The following is a 21,868-nucleotide window of genomic DNA, read 5'->3' on the forward strand; positions in this document are numbered from 1 at the left end:
CGAGGCATGCCTCGGGCGGGTTGGGCAGGACGCCCAACCCCGGTCTTGCCGTGTGCGCAGGACAGCGCACACGAGCAAGCGGCGACCGAGCCTACAGGGACGTATTCACGGCGTCCCCCAGACAATCCACCCGCCCGGCCAAGTCAAGCATCGCTGAACCATCACCGCAGAGGGGGCTCAGCCCGGTGGCCGGGAAACCTCAGTACCCCGCCGCCTGCCCGTCCTTGCGGCTCTCCGAAGCGCCGTAGTAAACCCCGGTCTCGGGATCGCGCATGATCGCCTGGTACCCACCATACGGACCGTCGGCGAACACGATGCGATGCCCCTTGCGCATCAGCGCACGCACCGTCTCGTACGGGAAGCCGGTTTCCAGATTCACTTCACCACCATCGGTCATCGCCGTGGCCTGACCCGTCGGTTCAGTCGAGCCTTCGTGCTGGATGCGCGGTGCATCACCGGCTTCCTGCAGGTTCATGCCGAAGTCCACCAGGTTCATCACGATCTGCGCGTGGCCCTGCGGCTGCATCGCGCCGCCCATCACGCCGAAGCTGGCATACGGCTTGCCGCCCTTGGTGATGAAGGCAGGAATGATGGTCTGGAAGGGGCGCTTGCCCGGCGCGTAGCCGTTGGGATGGTTCTTCTGCAGCACGAACATCTCGCCGCGGTCCTGCAGGATGAAACCCAGACCGGGCGGTGCCATGCCGCTGCCCATGCCACGGTAGTTGGACTGGATCAGCGAGACCATCATGCCGTCGGCGTCGGCCACGGTCATGTAGATCGTGTCGCCCTCCTCCAGCTGCTTCGGCGTGCCCGGCTGCACTTCCTTCAACGCCTTTTCCATCGAGATCAGCGCGCGGCGCTGCGCGGCGTATTCCTTGGAGATCAGCTTCTGCACCGGTGCCGGCTGGAACGCCATGTCGGCGTAGAAGCGTGCACGGTCGGCGAAGGCCAGCTTCTTCGCTTCAACGAACAGGTGCACATGCTCCGGTGAACCAAACGGGATCTTCGAGAAGTCGTAGCCTTCCAGCACGTTGAGGATCTGCAGCGCGGCAATGCCCTGGCTGTTCGGCGGCAGTTCCCACACGTCGTAGCCACGGTAGTTGCTGCTGACCGGTTCGACCCATTCGCCATGGTGATCGGCCATGTCCTGATAGCTCAGGTAGCCACCGTTGGCCTTGAAGTAGTCGCCGATGGTGCGGGCGATGTCACCCTTGTAGAAGGCGTCGCGTCCGCCATCGGCGATCTTCTGCAGCGTGCTGGCCAGATTCGGGTTCTTCCACATCTCGCCCTTGCGCGGGGCGTGGCCGTTGATCGTGAACTGCTCCTTGAAGCCCGGGTACTGCGACAGCTTGGGTACCGAGCGGTCCCAGTAGTAGGCGATCACTTCAGCCACCGGGTGGCCCTCGCGGGCGTAGCGGATGGCCGGCGCCAGGTTGTCGGCCATCGGCTTGCGACCGAAGCGATCGTGCAGTGCGAACCAGCCGTCGACCGCGCCAGGTACCGACACCGGCAGCGGGCCGGTGGCCGGGATGTCCTTCAGGCCACGGCGCTGGAACTCGGCCAGGGTGAGCGACTTCGGCGAGCGCCCCGAGCCGTTGTAGCCATAGAGCTTCTGCGTCTTCGGGTCCCAGACGATGGCGAACAGGTCGCCGCCGATGCCGTTGCCGGTGGGCTCCATCAGGCCCAGCGCTGCGTTGGCCGCGATGGCGGCATCCACCGCCGAGCCACCGCCCTTCATCACGTCCAGCGCGATCTGGGTGGCCAGCGGCTGCGAGGTGGCGGCCATCGCATGGGGGGCGATCACCTCCGAACGGGTGGCGAAGGTGTGGCCGGTAATGCGGTCGGCGGCAAAGGACAACGCGGGCACGGCAGCCAGCACGGCGGCGGCGAGCAGGGAACGGGCAAGGCGTCGGGACACGGTCGGGTTCCGATGGAAGGGTGGTTCCCCGATCTTCGCCGCTATGGCCTTCACGCGGCATCGGGCAGAGGTCATGGACGTCGATCCTGGGGGCGAAAATCCGCCGGATTCCGCGCAAAAACGGCTCTGAAAGGAGTGAATTCGGGTTCACTGAAACACTTTCAGCGGCAACCATCCTTGTGCCGCAAGCGATTGCGCTGGACGCACTGGAAACCGATAAAAAATCCGTCGCGAGGGTTGACATCGCCGAAACGGCTATGTTTCTCTCGATCACATGTTGCATCACAACACGCCACCGCGAACCCACATCGAAGCCGCCGACACCGGCGCCGCCTCGCTGCGTTCGATTCTTGTGCTCGTACTTATTACCCAACCAACAGGTGCGGGACGAGCCAGCGTGTAAGCAACAAACACACCGGAACTCATCAAAACCCGCACCCGCCCAGGTGCGGGTTTTTTCATTTCAGGACCTGGTTTCAGACGCAACCACCATGAACACCGCCAACTTCAAAACCTGGACCAGCACCACCACGACACCTCGTAGTGGCTGTGCCTGTGCGACGCATGGCGCCTCCCCCACCGCTTTCCCCTGACCGGCCGGCACGTCACCTCGACGACCGGCCGTTCTTTTTTCTTCCCACCGCAAGGAACCTCCCCCATGAGCACCAACGACCTGCCCCAGACCAAGATCGCCGTCATCGGCTACGGCAGCCAGGGCCGCGCCCACGCACTGAACCTGCGCGAATCCGGCTTCGACGTGGTGGTAGGCCTGCGTCCGGGTGGCCCGACCGAGGTCAAGGCACAGGCTGATGGCTTCACCGTGAAAGCACCGGCCGATGCGGTGAAGGATGCGGACCTGGTTGCCGTGCTGACGCCGGACATGGTGCAGAAGAAGCTCTACGACGACGTGCTGGCTGCGAACATGAAACAGGGTGCGGTGCTGTTGTTCGCGCACGGCCTGAACGTGCACTTCGACATGATCAGGCCGCGCGAGGACCTCGATGTCGTGCTGGTCGCGCCCAAGGGCCCCGGCGCGCTGGTGCGTCGCGAGTATGAAATCGGCCGTGGCGTGCCGTGCATCTGGGCGGTCTACCAGGACAAGAGCGGCAAGGCGGCCGAGTACGCCCTGGCCTATGCGGCCGGCCTCGGCGGCGCCCGCGCCAACCTGATCCAGACCACCTTCAAGGAAGAGACCGAGACCGATCTGTTCGGCGAGCAGGCGGTGCTGTGCGGCGGTGCCTCGGCGCTGGTGCAGGCCGGATTCGAGACCCTGGTCGAAGCCGGCTACCAGCCGGAGATCGCCTATTACGAAGTACTGCACGAACTGAAGCTGATCGTGGACCTGTTCTATGAAGGCGGTATCTCGCGCATGTTGGAGTTCATCTCCGAGACCGCGCAGTACGGCGACTACGTCAGCGGCCCGCGCGTGATCGACGCCGGCACCAAGGAACGCATGAAGGAGGTGCTGAAGGACATCCAGGACGGCACCTTCACCAAGAACTGGGTGGCCGAGTACGAAGCGGGCCTGCCGAACTACAACAGGTTCAAGCAGGCCGACCTGGAGCACCCGATCGAAAAGGTGGGCAAGGAACTGCGCGCCAAGATGGTCTGGTTGCAAGGACAGGCCGCGTAACCACGCGGCCTCCCCCACCCGCTTTGCAAGGTTCCCCCATGAACTCTTCGACACATCGCAGCGCGCCGCCCAACGGCGCGCGCTGGCTGACCCAGGCGCTGGAAGCCGAAGGCGTCCGTACGCTGTTCGGCTATCCCGGTGGCACCATCATGCCGTTCTACGACGCGCTGGTGGATTCGTCGCTGAAGCACATCCTGGTACGCCATGAGCAGGGCGCGGCGCTGGCCGCCAATGGTTTCGCCCGCGCCAGCAACCAGGTGGGCGTCTGCGTGGCCACGTCCGGCCCAGGCGCCTCGAACCTGGTCACCGGCATTGCCGATGCGATGCTGGATTCGGTACCGATGGTCTGCATCACCGGCCAGGTCGGCACGCCGCTGCTGGGCACCGACGCCTTCCAGGAGCTGGATGTATTCGGCCTGACGATGCCGATCGTCAAGCACAGCTGGCTGGTGCGCAGCGTCGATGACCTGCCGCGCGTGGTGGCCGATGCGTTCCGCATCGCCCGCGAGGGCCGTCCCGGCCCGGTGCTGATCGACCTGCCCAAGGATGTGCAGCTGGCCGATGCCAGCCATCTGCCGGTGCATGTGCCCAGCAGCGTTGAACCGCCGCCGGCGCCGGCCGAGGCCGCCATCGCCGAGGCCATCGCCGCACTGGCGGCGGCCGAGAAGCCGGTGGTCTACGCCGGTGGTGGCATCGCGCTGGGTGATGCCGTGCAGGACCTGCGCGACTTCGTCGAGGCCAGCGCCATCCCCACGGTGATGACACTGCGCGGGCTGGGTGCACTGCCGGCCAGTCATCCGCAGTCGCTGGGCATGCTGGGCATGCACGGCACCCGCGCAGCCAACATGGCGGTGCAGGAAAGCGACCTGCTGCTGGTGCTGGGTGCGCGTTTCGATGACCGCGCCACCGGCAAGCTGGCCGAGTTCGCGCCATTCGCCCGCGTCGTCCACATCGATGCGGACGCCTACGAGATCTCCAAGCTGCGCAGTGCCGACGTCGCCGTGCCTGGCAATGTCGGTCACGCCATCCGCGCCCTGCGTGCGGCCTTCCCCTCCCCAAAGGCCCACCAGGATGCATGGCGCAAACGCTGTGCGCAGCACCGCGATCGCTTCGCCGCCCGCTACGACGCACCGGGCCAGCACATCTACGCCCCGGCGCTGCTGAAGCGACTGAGCGAGCTGGCCCCGGCCGATGCGGTGATCGCCTGCGATGTCGGCCAGCACCAGATGTGGGTGGCCCAGCACTGCCGCTTCAACCACCCCCGCAACCACCTGACCAGTGGCGCGCTGGGCACCATGGGCTTCGGTCTGCCCGCCGCGATGGGTGCACAGTTTGCCTGCCCCGATCGCACCGTGGTGCTGGTGTCCGGCGACGGCAGCTTCATGATGAACGTGCAGGAGCTGGCGACCATCGCCCGCTGCCGCCTGCCGGTGAAGATCGTGCTGCTGGACAACAGTTCGCTGGGCATGGTGCGGCAGTGGCAGGAACTGTTCTTCGCCGAGCGTTACAGCGAGATCGACCTGTCCGACAACCCGGACTTCGTGGCACTGGCGCAGGTGTTCGGCATCGCCGCCACCCGCATCGACAACCGCGACGACGTGGAAGGCGGCCTGGCCGCGCTGCTGGCCGAACCGGGCCCGGCACTGCTGCACGTGGCCATCGATGCACGCGCCAACGTGTGGCCGCTGGTGCCGCCGAACACCGCCAACAGCACGATGCTGGAAAGCAACCCCGCCCATGCCCGCCAGGAGACCCCCAATGCAATACCGGCTTGACCTGGTGCTGCACCCGGCCGAAGGCGCGCTGCTGCGCGTGATCGGCATGGCCGAACGCCGTGGCTTTGCGCCGCGTGCGATCAGCGGCGCACCGGTGGCCGCCGACGATGGCCGCTGGCACCTGCAGCTGGTGGTGGACGGCCAGCGCCCAGCGGAAACGCTGTGCCGGCAGATCGAGAAGATCTACGACTGCGTGTCCGTGCAGGTCACCGCCGTGGAAGGAGTAGCCCCATGAACACCCGTACCGTAGCGACCACGGTGCCGGTACGGAGGCGTCTTCTTCGTCGCCCGTGCCCGCATGCGGCGGTCTTCCGCACCGCGCTGGTGGCCCATGCCGGCCGCTGATGCCAGCCAGGAAAGCGATGTCGGCGACGTAAGCGTTGCCGACGTTCTGGCGGCGCAGGCCCGCCTGCGCCGCTTCCTGCCGCCCACCCCACTGCACCATGCCGAACGCTTCGGTACCTGGCTGAAGCTGGAGAACCTGCAGCGCACCGGTTCCTACAAGGTACGCGGCGCATTGAATGCGCTGCTGGCCGGTCGCGAGCGCGGTGACACCCGGCCGGTGATCTGTGCCTCGGCCGGCAACCATGCGCAGGGCGTTGCGTGGGCGGCCTATCGCCTGGATGTGCCGGCCATCACCGTGATGCCGCACGGCGCACCGGCCACCAAGATCGCCGGCGTCGCTCACTGGGGCGCCACCGTGCGCCAGCATGGCAACAGTTACGATGAGGCCTACGCCTTCGCGGTCGAACTGGCGCAGCGCCACGGCTACCGTTTCCTGTCCGCGTTCGACGATGCCGATGTGATTGCCGGCCAGGGCACGGTCGGCATCGAGCTGGCCGCGCACGCGCCGGACGTGGTGATCGTGCCGATCGGCGGCGGTGGCCTGGCCTCCGGCGTTGCACTGGCACTGAAATCACAGGGCGTGCGCGTGGTCGGCGCGCAGGTGGAAGGCGTTGATTCGATGGCACGTGCGATCCGCGGTGACGTACGCGAGATCGCTCCCGTTGCCTCGCTGGCCGACGGCGTTCGCGTGAAGATTCCCGGCTTCCTGACCCGCCGCCTGTGCACCTCGCTGCTGGACGACGTGGTGATCGTGCGCGAAGCCGAGCTGCGCGAAACCCTGGTGCGGCTGGCACTGGAAGAACACATCATCGCCGAGGGCGCCGGTGCGTTGGCGCTGGCGGCAGGCCGCCGCGTTGCCGGCCGCCGCAAGTGCGCGGTGGTGTCCGGCGGGAACATCGATGCCGGTGTCCTGGCCGGCCTGCTCACCGACATCCGTCCGCGCCCGCCGCGCAAACCGCGGCGACGGCGCAGCGAACCCCCGCGCTCGCCCGCCAAGGCCAGCGCCACCGCTTCCCCCACCTCTTCCCCTTCCCCCCTGCAAGCCGTCGCACCCGCTGTCGAGGAGATTTCCCTGTGACCACCATCGAACGAATTACCACCCCGCGCATCCGCATCTTCGACACCACCCTGCGTGACGGCGAGCAGTCCCCCGGCTGCAGCATGAGCCCGCCGCAGAAGCTGGTGATGGCGCGTGCGCTGGACGAACTGGGCGTGGACATCATCGAGACCGGCTTCCCGGCCAGCTCGCAGTCCGACCGCGAGGCGATGGCACTGATCGGCCGCGAACTGCGCCGCCCGAGCCTGAGCCTGGCGGTGCTGTCGCGCTGCCTGCAGGCCGATATCGAAACCTCGGCACGTGCATTGGAAGCGGCCGCCAACCCGCGCCTGCACGTGTTCCTGTCCACCAGCCCGCTGCACCGTGAGCACAAGCTGCGGATGACCCGCGAGCAGGTGCTGGAATCGGTACGCAAGCATGTATCGCTGGCACGCTCGTACATCGACGATGTCGAATTCTCGGCCGAGGATGCCACCCGCACCGAGCTGGACTACCTGATCGAAGTCTCGCGCGTGGCCATTGCCGCCGGCGCCACCACCATCAACCTGCCCGACACCGTCGGCTTCACCACGCCGGAAGAAATCCGCGCGATGTTCCAGCAGGTCATCGCCGGCGTCGCCGACGTTCCGAACGCCGCCAATGTGATCTTCAGCGCGCACTGCCACAACGACCTGGGCCTGGCCGTGGCCAATTCGCTGGCCGCCATCGAAGGCGGCGCGCGCCAGGTCGAGTGCACCGTCAACGGCATCGGCGAGCGCGCCGGCAACTGTTCGCTGGAAGAGATCGCGATGGTGCTGAAGGTGCGCCAGGCCTTCTACGAGCAGGACAGTTCGATCAACACCCCGCGCATCGTGGGCACCTCGCAGCTGCTGCAGCGCCTGGTCGGCATGCCGGTACAGCGCAACAAGGCCATCGTCGGCGCCAATGCGTTCGCCCACGAATCGGGCATCCACCAGCACGGCATGCTGCGCCACCGTGGCACCTACGAGATCATGCGTCCGGAAGACGTGGGCTGGGAAGACTCGCAGATGGTGCTGGGCCGCCACAGTGGCCGCGCTGCCGTCGAAGCGCGCCTGCGTGCACTGGGCTTCTGGCTGGACGAAGACGAACTGAAGCTGGTGTTCGAGCAGTTCAAGGGCCTGTGCGAACAGCAGCGCGTGGTCACCGATGCCGACCTGCAGACGCTGATGCAGGGCGGCTCCAACGCACAGGGCTACCGCCTGGCCTCGATGACCATCAGCGATGTCGGCAGCCGCGCCAACGCGCTGGTGGAACTGTCCGACCCGGACGGCAACCGCGTGGCCGAGACCGCACAGGGCGACGGCCCGGTCGATGCGCTGTTCGGCGCGCTGTCGGCCGCCACCGGCGTGCAGCTGATGCTGGACAGCTACCACGTGCACAGCGTCGGCATCGGTGCCGATGCGCGCGGCGAAGCCAACCTGAGCGTGCGCCATGAAGGGGTGGAGTACGACGGCACCGGCACCAGCAAGGACATCATCGAAGCCTCCGCACTGGCCTGGCTGGATGTTGCCAACCGCCTGCTGCGCCAGCGCCAGGCTACCGCCCACAGCAGCACCGACGTTCCCACCCCTGCCACCGCCTGAGGAACCTGCCATGAGCGCCTTCGACACCCCCAGCCCGGCCAGCGCCGCTGGCCAGCAGTGGAACGCCCAGGACTATGCGATCGATGCCGGCTTCGTGCCCTTGCTCGGCGGCGCGGTAGCGCGCCTGCTCAACCCGCGCTTCGGTGAACGCATCCTCGATCTGGGCTGTGGCGATGGCGTACTCAGCACCGAACTGGCCCTGAGCGGTGCGCGCATCCACGGCGTGGATGCCTCGCCGGAACTGGTGATCGCTGCCCGTGCGCGCGGTGTCGACGCCCAGGTGATGGACGGCCACGCACTGGCCTTCGACAGCGAGTTCGATGCGGTGTTCAGCAACGCGGCACTGCATTGGATGGGTACACCGGACCGCGTGCTGGAAGGCGTGCGCCGTGCGCTGCGCCCCGGTGGCCGCTTCGTCGCCGAGTTCGGCGGCCACGGCAACGTGGCCACGATCATCGCGGCGGTACAGGCTGCACGCGTGGCCCACGGCCACGGCGCCAGCGCCTTCCAGTGGTACTTCCCGACGGCCGATGCCTATGCTGACCGCCTGCGCCAGCATGGCTTCCACGTGCAGCTGATCGAGTGCACGCCGCGCCCAACCGCGCTGCCGACCGGCGTGGCCGGCTGGCTGCGGGTATTCGCCGCACCGCTGCTGGACGACCTGCCGGCCGAGGCACGCGCCACCGTGCGCGAAGCCGCCAGCGCGCTGCTGGCCGAGCTGCCGCGCAATGCCGCCGGCCAGCCACTGGCCGACTACGTGCGACTGCGCGTGCTCGCCCGCCGTCGCTGACTTGACCGTTCCGCTTTCTTTACTGATGTTCGCTATTTCGTACTTCTGCCAGGCATACGCATGACTTCCGCACCCCGCACCCTGTACGACAAACTGTGGGACGCCCACGTGGTGGTTCCCGAATCCGACAGCGCCCCCGCCGTGCTGTACATCGACCTGCACCTGATCCACGAGGTGACCTCGCCGCAGGCGTTCACCGAACTGCGCGAGCGCGGCCTGAAGCCGCGCCGCCCGGATCGGACCAAGGCAACGATGGACCATTCCACGCCGACTCTGCCGGCCGGTGCCGACGGCAAGCTGCCCTATGCCAGCGCCGCCTCCGAAGCGCAGGTCGCCACGCTGGCGCGCAACTGCGCCGAGCACGGCATCGAACTGTTCGACATGGCCTCGGACAACCGCGGCATCGTCCACGTGATCGCGCCGGAACAAGGCTTCACCCAGCCCGGCATGACCATCGTCTGCGGCGACAGCCACACCTCCACCCATGGTGCCTTCGGTTCACTGGCCTTCGGCATCGGCACCAGTGAAGTCGGCCACGTGCTGGCCACGCAGTGCCTGCTGCAGCGCAAGGCGAAGACGTTCGCGATCACCGTTGACGGCGCGCTGGCACCGGGCGTCGGCGCCAAGGATGTGGTCCTGCACATCATCGGCGTGATCGGCGTCAACGGCGGCACCGGCCACGTGATCGAATTCCGTGGCAGCACCATCGAAGCGATGGACATGGAACAGCGCATGACCCTGTGCAACATGTCGATCGAAGCGGGTGCGCGTGCCGGCATGGTGGCGCCGGACCAGGTCACCTTCGACTTCGTCGCCGCTACGCCGCGCGGGCCGAAGGGCGCCGATTTCGACGCCGCCGTGGCGCGCTGGCAGCAGCTGCGCAGCGATGAGGGCGCGCGTTTCGACAGCGAAGTGCACATCGACGCCGCCGACATCCGCCCGACCCTGACCTGGGGTACCCATCCGGGCACGGCTATCGCGGTGGATGCGCCGATTCCGGCGGCCAACGATGCCGCCGCACAGAAGGGCCTGGACTACATGCATTTCCAGGCCGGCAAGGCGCTGGCCGGAACGCCGGTGGATGTGGTGTTCGTCGGTTCGTGCACCAACGGCCGGCTGAGCGACATGCGCGAAGTGGCGCAGGTACTGCGCGGTCGTCGCGTCGCTGACCGGGTTCGCATGCTGGTGGTGCCCGGCTCGGAGATCGTCAAGCGCGAGGCCGAGGCCGAGGGTATCCATGAGATCGTGCGTGCGGCCGGAGCGGAGTGGCGCGAGCCGGGCTGCTCGATGTGCATTGCCATGAACGGCGATCTGGTTGCACCTGGCCAGCTGGCCGTGAGCACCAGCAACCGCAACTTCGAAGGCCGCCAGGGTCCCGGCTCGCGCACGCTGCTGGCCTCGCCGATGAGCGCCGCGTGGGCCGCAGTGAATGGGCATGTCGCCGATACCCGCGAGCTGTTCGCACAGGAGGTGGCGTGATGGCCGGTTTCCGTACCCTGACCTCGTCCAGCGTGGTGCTGGCGCAGACCAACATCGACACCGACCAGATCATTCCGGCGCGGTTCCTGTCCACCACCGAACGCGCTGGCCTGGGCCGCAACGCCTTCAATGACTGGCGCTGGCAGGCCGACGGTTCGCCGGTGGCCGACTTCGCCTTCAACCAGCCGCACAACGCCGGCCGCAGCATCCTGCTGGCGGGCCGCAACTTCGGCTGCGGCTCATCGCGCGAGCATGCACCTTGGGCCCTGACCGACCTCGGCCTGCGTGCCATCGTCAGCAGCGAGATCGCCGATATCTTCCGCGGCAACTCGCTGAAGAACGGCCTGCTGCCGATCGTTCTGGACGAAGCCGACGTGCAGGCGCTGATGCAGCGCCCGGACGACGAGCTGACCATCGACGTGGCCGCGCGCGAGCTGCGCACGCCTGACGGCCGCGTCTATTCCTTCCCGCTGGATGGCTTCTCGCAGACCTGCCTGCTGGAAGGTGTCGACCAGTTGGGGTATCTGTTGGGCCGTGTCCCTGAAATCGAACGTTACGAGAGTGAGCATGCACGCTGAAATCGTTGTCCTGCCCGGTGATGGCATCGGCCCGGAAGTCGCCGCCGCCGCAGTCGCCGTCCTGAAGGCCGTCGCCGAACGCTTCAACCACACCTTTACCTTCAGCGAGCACGACATCGGTGGCATCGCCATCGACCGCCATGGCGAGCCGCTGCCCGCCTCCACCCTGGCTGCCTGCCAGGCTGCCAACGCCGTACTGCTGGGCGCGGTTGGCGGCCCGAAGTGGTCCGACCCGAACGCTAAGGTGCGCCCGGAACAGGGCCTGCTGGCGATCCGCAAGGCGTTGGGCCTGTATGCGAACCTGCGTCCGGTGCGTACCCATGAGGCCGCGTTGCACGCGTCGCCGATCAAGGCCGAGCTGCTGCAGGGCGTGGACTTCGTGGTGGTACGCGAACTGACCGGTGGCATCTACTTCGGCGACAAGACCCGCGACGCCGACAGCGCCAGTGACCTGTGCCGCTACACCGTGGCCGAGATCGAACGCGTGCTGCGCAGCGCCTTCCGCCTGGCGCAACAGCGCCGCGGCAAGGTCACTTCGGTGGACAAGGCCAACGTGCTGGAAACCTCGCGCCTGTGGCGTGACGTAGCTGCACGCATCGGTCGCGAAGAGTTCCCGGACGTGGCGCTGGAGCACCAGCTGGTCGACTCGATGGCCATGCACCTGCTGGCCAAGCCGCGCGAGTACGACGTGATCGTGACCGAGAACATGTTCGGCGACATCCTCACCGATGAGGCCTCGATGCTGGCCGGCTCACTTGGCCTGCTGCCCTCGGCCTCGCTGGGCGAACCCGGTGCGGTCGGCATCTACGAACCGATCCACGGTTCGGCGCCGGACATCGCCGGCAAGGGCATCGCCAACCCCTACGCGACGATCTTCAGCGCGGCGATGCTGCTGCGTCATTCGCTGGGCCTGGAAGCCGAAGCCGCCGCGGTGGAAGCGGCCGTGCATGCGGTGCTGGATGATGGGGTGTTCACCGCAGACCTGGCCGCCCGGGGTTCCGCCGTGAGCACGGCGGCCGCCACCGACGCGGTACTGGCCAAGCTGGGGTGATGCATGCGGGTGTCGGGACACGCTCGGCACCCGGCCCTGTGCCGGTGATGCGATCCGCTCAGCGCGGACGGCTGCGCACGTAGTCGCTGGCGCAACCGGCGATGACGTGATTTTCGTCGGTACGCATGACAATGTGCTGCGGGATCCAGTCGCCCCCCTTGAACGCCATCGGCGGCAATGCGCGCTGCCAGGTAGCTTTGCCTACCTGGTGCGAGGTGCCCATGCCGGCCTGGGCAAGCACGGGCGCCACCGCAACGTCACCGAGGTCGGCACCAAAGAAGCCGCCGAAGGCCAGCGTGATCGTACGCGTCGCCACGCCATGCATCTGGATGGGCGACTGCAACCCAATCACCAGCAGAGGCAGCTTGGCATCACCCACGGTGTAGCTCACTTCGCTGACTGATCGTACCTCCTGTGGCCATTCCAGCTGCGAGCGCTCGGAAATGCCCTGCCAGAAGGCCTGCAGCCGGCCCATCGTAGCCTCGTCGGCGTGGCACTCGCTGGCCTCCTGCAGGTCCTGGACAGCCATTGCCGGACGTGCCGCGGCGTCCTTGCCCGTTCCCTGGGGTGAACACCCCAGTCGATGGCCATCACCCGCACTGCGCACAATGACCGACGCAGTGGGTGCCGACCATAGCTCGAACGGCTCACGCAGCGTGCTCGACTGCAGGTGCAGGCCATAGGCAGCGATGACGCGCTCGCGCTGTGCACCGTCAAGCGCAATCGAGAAGCCGAAGGGGTCGGCAACGACCTGCCGCGCATCAATACCGTGGACCGTCATCGGCTGTGGCAGTGTGATGACAGTCATCCGGTGATCGTCATCCGCCCCTTTCTCCTCGAAACGCCAGTCGCGCAGTTCCGCAGTGCGTTCGGCGACGTCGGTATAGCGTGCCGCGCGCAGGCGGCTGACGACGCGCTGCTGAAGATCCGGGCCTGCGCTGCATTCAAGCACCTCGCGCAGATCATTCTGGAACAGCACTGCATCTGTCTCTGCGGTCTGCGCACGGGCGCTCCCGCTGCAGGCAGTCAGCAGCAGCGCCAAAGCGCAGGTCGTGCGGAAAAACATGGCAGGCGCTCCGGCCCTGGAACAGCGCACGATTGTGCCTGCATGCCTTCCGCAGCGTCGAGCCCGCGCGACGTTACTTGGTGGTGTAACCGCCATTGACCAGGATGGTCTGCCCGGTCATCCACCAGCCATCGGTGACCAGGAAGCGGATCCACAGCACGATGTCGGCGATGTCGGTCAGGCCGGTGCGGGTGAAAGGCGACAGTGCCGCAGCCGTCTTGTGATACGCCTGCGCGTCGGCACTCTCGGCCGGATAGAAGAACGGCGTGTCCATTGGACCGGGGCCGATCGCGGTCACAGAGATGCCGCGCTCACCGAACTCCTTCGACGCCGCACGGGTGAAATGCTCGACCGGGGCCTTGGTGCCGGCGTAGCTGGAGTAGAACGGCGTGAACGCACCCAGCAGCGAGGTGACCAGGGTGCAGATCCGGCCGCCGTCGTTGACGTGACGTCCCGCCTCCTTGAGGAAGAAGAACGCGGCCTTGGCGTTGACTGCGCTCATCTCGTCGTACTCCGCTTCGCTGATGTCCAGCAGCGGCTTCTTCAATACCTTGCCGACCGTATTGATGGCGATGTCGGGACGCCCGACTGCGGCCACGGCATCGGCGAACAAGCGCTCCATCGCTGCGGCCGAGGTCAGGTCGCCCTGCAAGGCCACCGCCTTGCTGCCGGCGGCCTGCACGTCGGCGACGGTCGCCTCTGCATCAGCTTGGGTGGCGGCGCTGTTGTAGTGGATGACGATGGCTTTGGCGCCTTGGCTGGCGAAGTCGCGGGCGATCAGTCCGCCCAGGTTCTTGGCGCCACCGGCGATCAGCACGGTCTTGCCCTTGAGGGAATGGTCGGTCATGGCCTCGATCTCGGTCTCGGAAGGGGGCTGCCCGGGGTGGCAACCCTGCCCTGACGACGATATCGTGCAGAAAATGCGGATAAAGCCCGCCACATTGACTTAACTTTCCAGAACCAGCGAACAATGGACCGGATCGATCGCTTCCGCATCTTCACCCGGGTCGTGGAGTGCGCCAGCTTCACCCGCGCCGCCGACCAGCTCGGCCTGCCCCGCTCCACCGTCTCGGCAGCCATTGCGGAGCTGGAGCAGCGGCTCGGCACCCGCCTGCTGCAGCGCTCGACCCGACGAGTGTCCACTACCCACGACGGCGACGTGTTCCATGCCCGCTGCCTGCGCCTGATCGCCGAGGTTGAGGACGCCGAAACGCTGTTCCGCCAGGACGACGCGCAGCCGATGGGCCTGCTGAAGATCGACGTGCCCAGCCGCATCGGCCGTCGCATCATCGCTCCGGCGCTGCCCGGGTTCTTCGCGCAGTATCCGCAGGTGGAAGTGGACCTGGGCATGACCGACCGCGCAGTGAACCTGATCGAAGACGGCTGCGATGCCGTGCTGCGGGTCGGCCAGCTGGGTGACTCCAGCCTGGTGGCGCGCACACTGGGCAAGCTCGACTTCGTCAACGTTGCCGCGCCGGCCTACCTGCGCGGGCACGGCGTGCCACAGCATCCCGCCGACCTGCAGCAGCACCGCGCAGTGAACTATGCGTCGCCGACCACGGCGCGGGTGGAACCGTGGGAGTGGCAGGACGGCGGCCAGCTGCGCACGCTGCCGATGCCCGGCTGGGTGCGGGTGAACAGCGCCGAGGCGTCGATCGCGTGCTGCGTGGCGGGGTTGGGGCTGCTGCAGATTCCGCGCTACGACGTGCAGGCCGAACTGCAATCAGGCGCATTGGTGGAGGTGATGCCGCAGTACGTGGCGCAGCCCTTGCCGGTGACTCTGTTGCAACCGCATCGCCAACACCGTGCGCTGCGCGTGCAGGTGTTCATTGAATGGCTGCTGCCGGTGCTGCGGATCGGCCTGCAGCTGCAGTAGATCCACGCCATGCGTGGATGCCTCTGTAGAGTCGAGCCATGCTCGACTCATCCCGTCATCGCGCGAAGAGCAGCCGAGCATGGCTCGGCTCTACAGAAAGCAGATCCCGCGAGCAGATCAGTCCGCGCCCTGCGTGGATGCGTTCCGCAGTGCCAACCAAGGTTGGCACCTACCAGGGCAACGACCGGCTGCAGTAGATCCCCGCCATGCGTGGATGCTTCTGTAGGTTCGAGCCATGCTCGACTCACTCCATCATCGCGCGAAGAGCAGCCGAGCATGGCTCGGCTCTACAGAAAGCAGATCCCGCGAGCAGATCAGCCCGCGCCCTGCGTGGATGCGTTCCGCAGTGCCAACCAAGGTTGGCACCTACCAGGGCAACGACCGGCTGCAGTAGATCCACGCCATGCGTGGATGCTTCTGTAGAGTCGAGCCATGCTCGACTCATCCCATCATCGCGCGAAGAGCAGCCGAGCATGGCTCGGCTCTACAGAAAGCAGATCCCGCGATCAGATCAGTCCGCGCCCTGCGTGGATGCGTTCCGCAGTGCCAACCAAGGCTGGCACCTACCTGGTCAACGACCGGCTGCAGTAGATCCACGCCATGCGTGGATGCCTCTGTAGAGTCGAGCCATGCTCGGCTCATCCCATCATCGCGCGAAGAGCAGCCGAGCATGGCTCGGCTCTACAGAAAGCAGATCCTGCGAGCAGATCAGTCCACGCCACGCGTGGATGCATGCTTCAGTGCCGACCAAGGTCGGCACCTGCCAGGGGCCGAAGCCGCAGAACCCGGGGCATCACGCCCCGGATTCATCCGGCTTGACCCGGAACCACGCCGCGTACAGCGCCGGCAGGAACACCAGGGTCAACACCGTGCCCACGATCAGGCCGCCCATGATCGAGATCGCCATCGAGCCATAGAACGCGCTGCGCGACAGCGGAATCATCGCCAGCACCGCCGCCAGCGCAGTCAGCACAATCGGGCGGAAACGCCGCACCGTCGCATCGATGATCGAATGCCAGCGGTCATGCCCGGCATCGATGTCCTGCTGGATCTGGTCGATCAGGATCACCGAGTTGCGCATGATCATGCCCGCCAGCGCGATGGTGCCCAGCAGCGCCACGAAGCCGAACGGCGCGCGGAACAGCAACAGGAACAGCGTCGCGCCGATGATGCCCAGCGGTGCGGTCACCAGCACCATCGCCGCACGCGAGAAGCTGCGCAGCTGCAGCATCAGCAACGTGGCCACCACGATCAGGAACAACGGCATGCCGGCCTTGATCGAGTTCTGCCCGCGAGCCGAATCCTCCACCGAGCCGCCGGTCTCCAGCAGATAGCCGCTGGGCAGGTCGGCACGGATGCCATCCAGGGTCGGCACGATCTGCTGCACCACGTCCAGCGGCTGCATGCCATCGCTGATGTCGGCACGCACGGTCACCGTCGGCAAACGGTTGCGGTGCCAGATGATGCCGTCCTCGAAGGCGTATTCCAGCCGCGCGACCTGCGACAGCGTCACCGCGGTGCCGCTGCTGGTCGGGATCGCCAGGCTGCCGAGCAGGTCCAGCTGCGCACGCTCGTTGTCCGGGCCACGCAGCAGCATCTCGATCTGGCGGTTGCCTTCGCGATAGGTGCTCACGCTCATGCCCGACAACGAGCTGCTGAGGAACTGGCTGACCTGCGCACTGCTGACGCCCAGCGCGCGGGCGCGGTCCTGGTCGATCACCAGCCGCACCACCTTGCTCGGCTCGCTCCAGTCAAGGTTCACGTTCATCACGTGCGGGTTCTCGCGCACCTTGGCCTCGACCTGGCGCGCGATCGCCTGCACCTGCGCGATGTGCTCGCCGGACACGCGCATCTGCACCGGATAACCGACCGGCGGCCCGTTCTCCAGGCGCGTCACCCGCATCTGCACATCCGGGAACTGACTGATCACGTCCTTCAGCATCCAGTCGCGGGTCGATTCGCGGGCCTTGGCGTCTTCGGTGAGCACCACGAACTGGGCGAAGTTGGTGGCCGGCAGCTGCTGGTCCAGCGGCAGGTAGAAGCGCGGCGAACCGGTACCGACGTAGGCCACGTAGTTGCTGATGCCTTCGCGCCCCTTCAGCAGCTTCTCCAGCTTGTCGGCCTGTGCCTGGGTCGCGGCCAGCGACGCACCTTCGGCCAGCTCGATGTCCACCATCAGTTCCGGGCGGGTCGAGTCGGGGAAGAACTGCTGTGGCACGAAGCGGAACAGCATCAACGAACCGATGAACAGTGCAATGGTCGCAGCGATCACCCACCAGCGATGGCGCAGGCAGGTATCCAGGAACGCCCGGAAGCGGGTGTAGAACGGCCGCTGGTACGGATCATGATCGTGCGCATGCTCCTTCGGTGCGATCCAGCGCGCGAGTGACGGATGCCGGTCGGCCCACTGCAGGCGCTTGGCGCGCCAGCGGCCGGCCAGGCTGTCCGGCTTCGGCAGCTGCGGGTTGAACAGGTCCGGCAGCATCTTGTCACCCAGGTACGGGATGAACAGCACTGCCGCGATCCACGACACCACCAGCGCGATGGTCACCACCTGGAACAGCGAACGGGTGTACTCACCCGTGCTGGATGCCGCCGTGGCGATGGGCAGGAAGCCAGCGGCAGTGATCAGGGTACCGGTCAACATCGGGAAGGCGGTGGATTCCCAGGCGAAACTGGCCGCGCGCAGGCGGTCGTAGCCCTGCTCCATCTTGGTGGCCATCATCTCCACCGCGATGATCGCATCGTCCACCAGAAGGCCCAGTGCCAGCACCAGTGCACCCAGCGAAATCTTGTGCAGGCCGATATCGAAGTAGTGCATGACGAAGAAGGTCATCGCCAGCACCAGCGGGATGGTCACGCCCACCACCAGGCCGGTACGCAGGCCCAGCGAGAAGAAGCTGACCAGCAGCACGATCACCACCGCTTCGGTGAGCACCTGCACGAACTCGCCCACCGACTCTTCCACCGCATGCGGCTGGTCGGACACCTTGCGCAGCTGCATGCCGGCCGGCAGGGTCTTCTGCAGGCGTTCGAACTCGGCATCCAGGGTGGCACCGAGCTTGAGGATGTCTCCGCCGTCCTTCATCGCCACCGCCAGGCCGATCGCATCCTGGCCCATGAAGCGCATCTTAGGCGAGGCCGGGTCGGCAAAGCCACGCTTGACCTCGGCGATGTCGCCCAGATGCAGCGTGCGTTCGCCGGCCTGGATCGGGAATCTGCGGATGTCCTCGATCGAATCGAACTGACCGGTCACGCGCAGCTGCACGCGGTCGGTCGGGGTTTCGAAGAAGCTGGTGGCGCTGACCGCGTTCTGGTCGGCCAGCGCCTGCTGCACCTGTTGCAGCGATACGCCCAGCGTGGCCAGCTTGGTGTTGGACAACTCGATCCACACCTTCTCGTCCTGCAGGCCGACCAGGTCGATCTTGCCGACGTCGGGCACGCGCTGCAGCTCCAGCTGGATGCGGTCGGCATAGTCGCGCATCACCGCGTAGTCGAAGCCTTCGCCGGTCAACGCGTAGATGTTGCCGAAGGTGTCGCCGAACTCATCGTTGTAGAAGGGCCCGACGATCTCCCTCGGCAGCGTCGCGCGGATATCGCCCACGCGCTTGCGCACCTGGTACCACAGGTCCGGGATCTGCTTGGAGCGCAGGCTGTCGCGCGCCATGAAGATCACCTGCGATTCGCCCGGCCGCGAGTACGAACGGATGAATTCGTACTCGCCGGTGTTCATCAGCGCTTTTTCGATCGGCTCGGTCACCTGCCGCGAGACCTGCTCGGCGGTGGCGCCCGGCCACATCGTGCGTACCACCATCGCCTTGAAGGTGAAGGGCGGATCTTCAGACTGGCCCAGGTGCTTGTAGGACCAGGCACCGATGACGGCGAACGCCAGCATCGCGAACAACACCAGCGCACGGTTGCCCAGCGCCCATTCGGAGAGATTGAAGCGGCGCACGGGTCAGTGCCCCTTGCCTGCGGCCGGCGCCGGCTTGGCGGCCGACGGTGCCAGCACCGGGCGGTTCTGGCGATCTACCGGCGTCACCACCTGGCCTTCGCGCAGCAGATGGCCGCCGGCAGCGACCACCCAGTCCGTCGCGCCCACGCCGGACACGACCGGCACGGCCTGCGCGCCGTAGGCACCCACCTGCACCGGCGTTGCCTTCAATGCACCGTTGGACGGATTGACCACCCACACGCTGGCCTTGCCATCACTGCCGCGCAGCACGGCCGCCAGCGGCAGCTGCAACGCACCACTGCGCCCGGCGGTGGCAAACACCCGCGCACTCTGGCCCAGTTCCACTTCGCTCAGTGCTTCCGGCGCCAGGCTCACGCGCGTGGCATAGGTGCGCGCCTGTGCATCGGCGGCCGGGGCGATTTCGCGCAGGGTGCCCGGCAGCAGCTGGCCCGGACGGTTCCACAGTTCCACCTGCACCGACTGGCCGACCTTGTAGTCGCGGATGCTGCTTTCCGGCAGCGCGATCAGCACCTCACGGCCACCATCGGCGGCCAGGGTGAACACCGTCTGCCCCGCGCTCACGACCTGCCCGGCTTCGGCCTGGCGGCTGGCGATCACGCCATCGGCGGGTGCGCGCAGTTGCGCGTACTCGGCCTGGTTGCGGGCCACGGCGAGGTTGGCCCGGGCGGCGTTGGCCTGGCCCTGTGCAGCCTTGAATGCCGCCGTCTGCTGGTCCAGTGCCGAGCGGCTCACCAGCTGGTCTTCCGCCAGCTTGGCATAGCGCTTCTGGTCATCGCGCGCGCGCACCAGGTCTGCTTCCGCCGCCGCCAGCTGCGCCTGCGACGCCGCCGCCTGCGAGGCGTAGTCGGCCGCATCCAGCTCGGCCAGCAGCTGGCCCTTCTTCACCCGCTCGCCAGCGTCGACGAGGCGCCTGACCAGGTTGCCGCCAACCCGGAACGACAGTGGGCTTTCCTGGCGGGCACGCACCTCGCCGGGGTAGGCGGCCGCGGCCTGTCCATCCTGCGTGGTGGGATGCACCACCAGCACCGGGATGGCCGCCGCCGGCTCGGCGGCCTGCTTGCCGCACGCTGCCAACACCACGACCAGTACGCCTACGCCCAACCAACGCATGTTTTTCATGAGGTACAGGACCTGAAAAGAAATCCGGGGGGAACGCGCCGGCAACATACTGTTGCAACGCGGACATTAGTGAACCAGCCGGTATAGTATAAATATCGAACCGCTTGGTCTAGTATTAGCGAAATGAGTTCTCCCACTTCCCGAAAGCCGACGGCCAAGCCCGCTGCCAAGGCTGCCGGTCCCGGGCGCCCCAAGGATCTGGGCAAGCGCGCGGCAATACTCGAGGCAGCCAAGACACTGTTCATCGAACAGGGCTACAGCGGCGTGAGCATGGACAGCATTGCTGCCCAGGCCGGCGTCTCGAAGCTGACCGTCTACAGCCATTTCGGCGACAAAGAGACCCTGTTCTCCGAAGCTGTGCAGTCCAAGTGCATCGAGATGCTGCCCGACGCGCTGTTCGTGGCCGACGTCGAAGGACCCCTGCGTGACCAGTTGCTGGGCATCGGCATGGCGTTCTTCGAGATGATCACTTCCGACGCGGCCCTGTCGATCCAGCGGATGATGATGGCGCCGGAGACCGACGAGCGCCTGCGCGAACTGTTCTGGCAGGCGGGCCCGCAACGCACCTGCGAGGCACTGGCCGACTTCATGCGTTCGCGTGCCGAGCGCGGCGAACTGGATATCCCCGACTGCTACATCGCCGGCCAGCAGTTCCTGACCCTGGTGAAGGGCGAAGTGCACATGCATATGATGTGCGGCATGCCACTGTCCCCCGTCGAGACCGATGCTGCGATCCATGTGGCCGCCAGCGTGGATTTCTTCCTGCGCGCCTACGCGCCGCGGGGGGCTGGGAATGCTGGATAACCAAAACTGAACGAACCGGAGGTCGCGATGACTTCCGGCACTGCGACCCCGGCCACCCCGCAGCTGATGCTCTGGGCGCGCCGCCGGCCTCCGGCACCGGTAAAATGGCCGGCCCACTGCGCTGGATTTGAACCTCATGACGATTGATTACGCCCACGCCCGCGAACTGATGGTGGAACAGCAGATCCGTCCCTGGGACGTGCTGGACATCAAGGTGCTCGACGTCCTGGCCCGCCTGCCGCGCGAGGCCTTTGTCGCCGATGCACACCGGGCACTGGCCTACGCCGATGTCGAACTGCCGATCGGCCATGGCCAGAAGATGATGAAGCCGGTCATCGAGGGCCGTACCCTGCAGGCACTGGATCTGCAGCCGGGTGACGAAGTGCTGGAAGTCGGCACCGGCAGCGGCTTCCTGGCAGCCTGCATCGGCGCGCTGGCGCGCGACGTACTGAGCCTGGAGATCGACCCGGAGCTGGCCGCCGCCGCGCGTGCCCGTCTGGACGCTTCCGGCCTGGGCACCAACATCCGCGTGGAAGTGGCTGACGCCCTGTCCTGGCAGACCGAACGCCGCTTTGACGTGATCTGTGTCACTGGTGCGGTCGACGTGGTGCCGTCACAGTTTGCCTCGTGGCTGCGTCCGGGTGGACGCCTGTTCGTGATCCACGGCCGCTCGCCGGCGATGGAGGCCCTGCTGATCAAGGCCGACGGCAGCACCGAGTCCCTGTTCGAGACCGATATTGATTACCTGCGCGGTGCCGCCCCGGCACCCCAGTTCCACCTCTGAGTCCAAGGAAGCC

General features: G+C 66.7%; 17 protein-coding genes. 12 read left to right on the forward strand and 5 right to left on the reverse strand.

Going from position 1 to position 21,868, the window contains the following annotated elements:
- Positions 1 to 199: 199 nt before the first annotated feature.
- Entirely contained in the window at positions 200 to 1,918 is a 1,719-nt protein-coding gene (ggt, locus tag N5J73_RS15665; RefSeq protein WP_049445562.1) for a gamma-glutamyltransferase, read from the reverse strand.
- A gap of 658 nt (positions 1,919 to 2,576) precedes the next feature.
- Between ggt and ilvC the strand changes: the two genes are divergently transcribed.
- From ilvC to leuB, 9 genes are all read left to right on the forward strand, one after another.
- Positions 2,577 to 3,551: a ketol-acid reductoisomerase gene (gene ilvC / locus N5J73_RS15670; RefSeq protein ID WP_049445558.1), complete on the forward strand. Its 975-nt coding sequence runs from the start codon at positions 2,577 to 2,579 to the stop codon at positions 3,549 to 3,551.
- A gap of 38 nt (positions 3,552 to 3,589) precedes the next feature.
- A complete protein-coding gene (gene ilvG, locus N5J73_RS15675; RefSeq protein WP_049445556.1) occupies positions 3,590 to 5,326 on the forward strand; it encodes an acetolactate synthase 2 catalytic subunit in 1,737 nt (578 codons plus the stop codon).
- The gene (locus N5J73_RS15680) at positions 5,310 to 5,561 is read left to right on the forward strand and encodes an ACT domain-containing protein (protein ID WP_049445555.1); all 252 of its coding nucleotides are present in this window, start codon (positions 5,310 to 5,312) and stop codon (positions 5,559 to 5,561) included. Before ilvG ends, N5J73_RS15680 begins: the two co-directional genes overlap by 17 nt.
- 96 nt (positions 5,562 to 5,657) lie before the next feature.
- Positions 5,658 to 6,749 carry a threonine dehydratase gene (locus tag N5J73_RS15685; protein ID WP_049445554.1) on the forward strand — a complete coding sequence of 364 codons (1,092 nt, stop codon included), beginning with the start codon at positions 5,658 to 5,660 and terminating at the stop codon, positions 6,747 to 6,749.
- On the forward strand, positions 6,746 to 8,332 hold the full coding sequence (locus N5J73_RS15690; protein WP_049445552.1) for a 2-isopropylmalate synthase: 1,587 nt from the start codon (positions 6,746 to 6,748) through the stop codon (positions 8,330 to 8,332). Before N5J73_RS15685 ends, N5J73_RS15690 begins: the two co-directional genes overlap by 4 nt.
- 10 nt (positions 8,333 to 8,342) lie before the next feature.
- The gene (locus tag N5J73_RS15695; protein WP_049445550.1) at positions 8,343 to 9,122 is read left to right on the forward strand and encodes a class I SAM-dependent methyltransferase; all 780 of its coding nucleotides are present in this window, start codon (positions 8,343 to 8,345) and stop codon (positions 9,120 to 9,122) included.
- 60 nt (positions 9,123 to 9,182) lie between these two features.
- Complete coding sequence (gene leuC / locus N5J73_RS15700; RefSeq protein ID WP_049445549.1) at positions 9,183 to 10,601, forward strand: 3-isopropylmalate dehydratase large subunit; 1,419 nt, start codon at positions 9,183 to 9,185, stop codon at positions 10,599 to 10,601.
- Entirely contained in the window at positions 10,601 to 11,179 is a 579-nt protein-coding gene (gene leuD / locus N5J73_RS15705) for a 3-isopropylmalate dehydratase small subunit (protein WP_006390726.1), read from the forward strand. The genes leuC and leuD overlap by 1 nt, the downstream gene beginning before the upstream one ends.
- Complete coding sequence (gene leuB, locus N5J73_RS15710) at positions 11,169 to 12,230, forward strand: 3-isopropylmalate dehydrogenase (protein WP_049445548.1); 1,062 nt, start codon at positions 11,169 to 11,171, stop codon at positions 12,228 to 12,230. The genes leuD and leuB overlap by 11 nt, the downstream gene beginning before the upstream one ends.
- Before the next feature lie 58 nt (positions 12,231 to 12,288).
- On the opposite strand, the gene N5J73_RS15715 is transcribed toward leuB, so the two are convergent.
- Both N5J73_RS15715 and N5J73_RS15720 read right to left on the reverse strand, forming a co-directional pair.
- A complete protein-coding gene (locus N5J73_RS15715; protein WP_049445546.1) occupies positions 12,289 to 13,296 on the reverse strand; it encodes a hypothetical protein in 1,008 nt (335 codons plus the stop codon).
- A gap of 73 nt (positions 13,297 to 13,369) precedes the next feature.
- Positions 13,370 to 14,143 (reverse strand): SDR family oxidoreductase, encoded by a 774-nt coding sequence (locus N5J73_RS15720; protein ID WP_049445543.1) that lies wholly within the window; start codon positions 14,141 to 14,143, stop codon positions 13,370 to 13,372.
- Between the two features lie 123 nt (positions 14,144 to 14,266).
- Here N5J73_RS15720 and N5J73_RS15725 point away from each other — a divergent pair, with 123 nt between their 5' ends.
- The gene (locus tag N5J73_RS15725) at positions 14,267 to 15,172 is read left to right on the forward strand and encodes a LysR family transcriptional regulator (protein ID WP_049445542.1); all 906 of its coding nucleotides are present in this window, start codon (positions 14,267 to 14,269) and stop codon (positions 15,170 to 15,172) included.
- A gap of 793 nt (positions 15,173 to 15,965) precedes the next feature.
- Here N5J73_RS15725 and N5J73_RS15730 read toward each other — a convergent pair.
- Entirely contained in the window at positions 15,966 to 19,127 is a 3,162-nt protein-coding gene (locus tag N5J73_RS15730; protein ID WP_099589991.1) for an efflux RND transporter permease subunit, read from the reverse strand.
- A gap of 3 nt (positions 19,128 to 19,130) precedes the next feature.
- The gene (locus N5J73_RS15735; RefSeq protein ID WP_033831969.1) at positions 19,131 to 20,267 is read right to left on the reverse strand and encodes an efflux RND transporter periplasmic adaptor subunit; all 1,137 of its coding nucleotides are present in this window, start codon (positions 20,265 to 20,267) and stop codon (positions 19,131 to 19,133) included.
- A gap of 123 nt (positions 20,268 to 20,390) precedes the next feature.
- Between N5J73_RS15735 and N5J73_RS15740 the strand changes: the two genes are divergently transcribed.
- Complete coding sequence (locus tag N5J73_RS15740) at positions 20,391 to 21,071, forward strand: TetR/AcrR family transcriptional regulator (RefSeq protein WP_032975445.1); 681 nt, start codon at positions 20,391 to 20,393, stop codon at positions 21,069 to 21,071.
- Between the two features lie 136 nt (positions 21,072 to 21,207).
- A complete protein-coding gene (locus N5J73_RS15745; protein ID WP_049444006.1) occupies positions 21,208 to 21,855 on the forward strand; it encodes a protein-L-isoaspartate O-methyltransferase in 648 nt (215 codons plus the stop codon).
- Positions 21,856 to 21,868: the final 13 nt, after the last annotated feature.

The organism is Stenotrophomonas sp. GD03654 (assembly GCF_029845105.1).
Lineage (GTDB): Bacteria > Pseudomonadota > Gammaproteobacteria > Xanthomonadales > Xanthomonadaceae > Stenotrophomonas > Stenotrophomonas africana.

Excerpts from the sequence above, each read along its gene's own strand:
- N5J73_RS15740 (WP_032975445.1), top strand. The coding sequence starts at position 20,391 with ATGAGTTCTCCCACTTCCCGAAAGCCGACGGCCAAGCCCGCTGCCAAG.
- N5J73_RS15680 (WP_049445555.1), top strand. The coding sequence starts at position 5,310 with ATGCAATACCGGCTTGACCTGGTGCTGCACCCGGCCGAAGGCGCGCTG.
- leuC (WP_049445549.1), top strand. The coding sequence starts at position 9,183 with ATGACTTCCGCACCCCGCACCCTGTACGACAAACTGTGGGACGCCCAC.
- leuD (WP_006390726.1), top strand. The coding sequence starts at position 10,601 with ATGGCCGGTTTCCGTACCCTGACCTCGTCCAGCGTGGTGCTGGCGCAG.
- N5J73_RS15720 (WP_049445543.1), bottom strand. The coding sequence starts at position 14,143 with ATGACCGACCATTCCCTCAAGGGCAAGACCGTGCTGATCGCCGGTGGC.
- N5J73_RS15725 (WP_049445542.1), top strand. The coding sequence starts at position 14,267 with ATGGACCGGATCGATCGCTTCCGCATCTTCACCCGGGTCGTGGAGTGC.
- N5J73_RS15715 (WP_049445546.1), bottom strand. The coding sequence starts at position 13,296 with ATGTTTTTCCGCACGACCTGCGCTTTGGCGCTGCTGCTGACTGCCTGC.
- N5J73_RS15685 (WP_049445554.1), top strand. The coding sequence starts at position 5,658 with ATGCCGGCCGCTGATGCCAGCCAGGAAAGCGATGTCGGCGACGTAAGC.
- N5J73_RS15745 (WP_049444006.1), top strand. The coding sequence starts at position 21,208 with ATGACGATTGATTACGCCCACGCCCGCGAACTGATGGTGGAACAGCAG.
- N5J73_RS15695 (WP_049445550.1), top strand. The coding sequence starts at position 8,343 with ATGAGCGCCTTCGACACCCCCAGCCCGGCCAGCGCCGCTGGCCAGCAG.
- N5J73_RS15735 (WP_033831969.1), bottom strand. The coding sequence starts at position 20,267 with ATGAAAAACATGCGTTGGTTGGGCGTAGGCGTACTGGTCGTGGTGTTG.
- leuB (WP_049445548.1), top strand. The coding sequence starts at position 11,169 with ATGCACGCTGAAATCGTTGTCCTGCCCGGTGATGGCATCGGCCCGGAA.
- ilvC (WP_049445558.1), top strand. The coding sequence starts at position 2,577 with ATGAGCACCAACGACCTGCCCCAGACCAAGATCGCCGTCATCGGCTAC.
- ilvG (WP_049445556.1), top strand. The coding sequence starts at position 3,590 with ATGAACTCTTCGACACATCGCAGCGCGCCGCCCAACGGCGCGCGCTGG.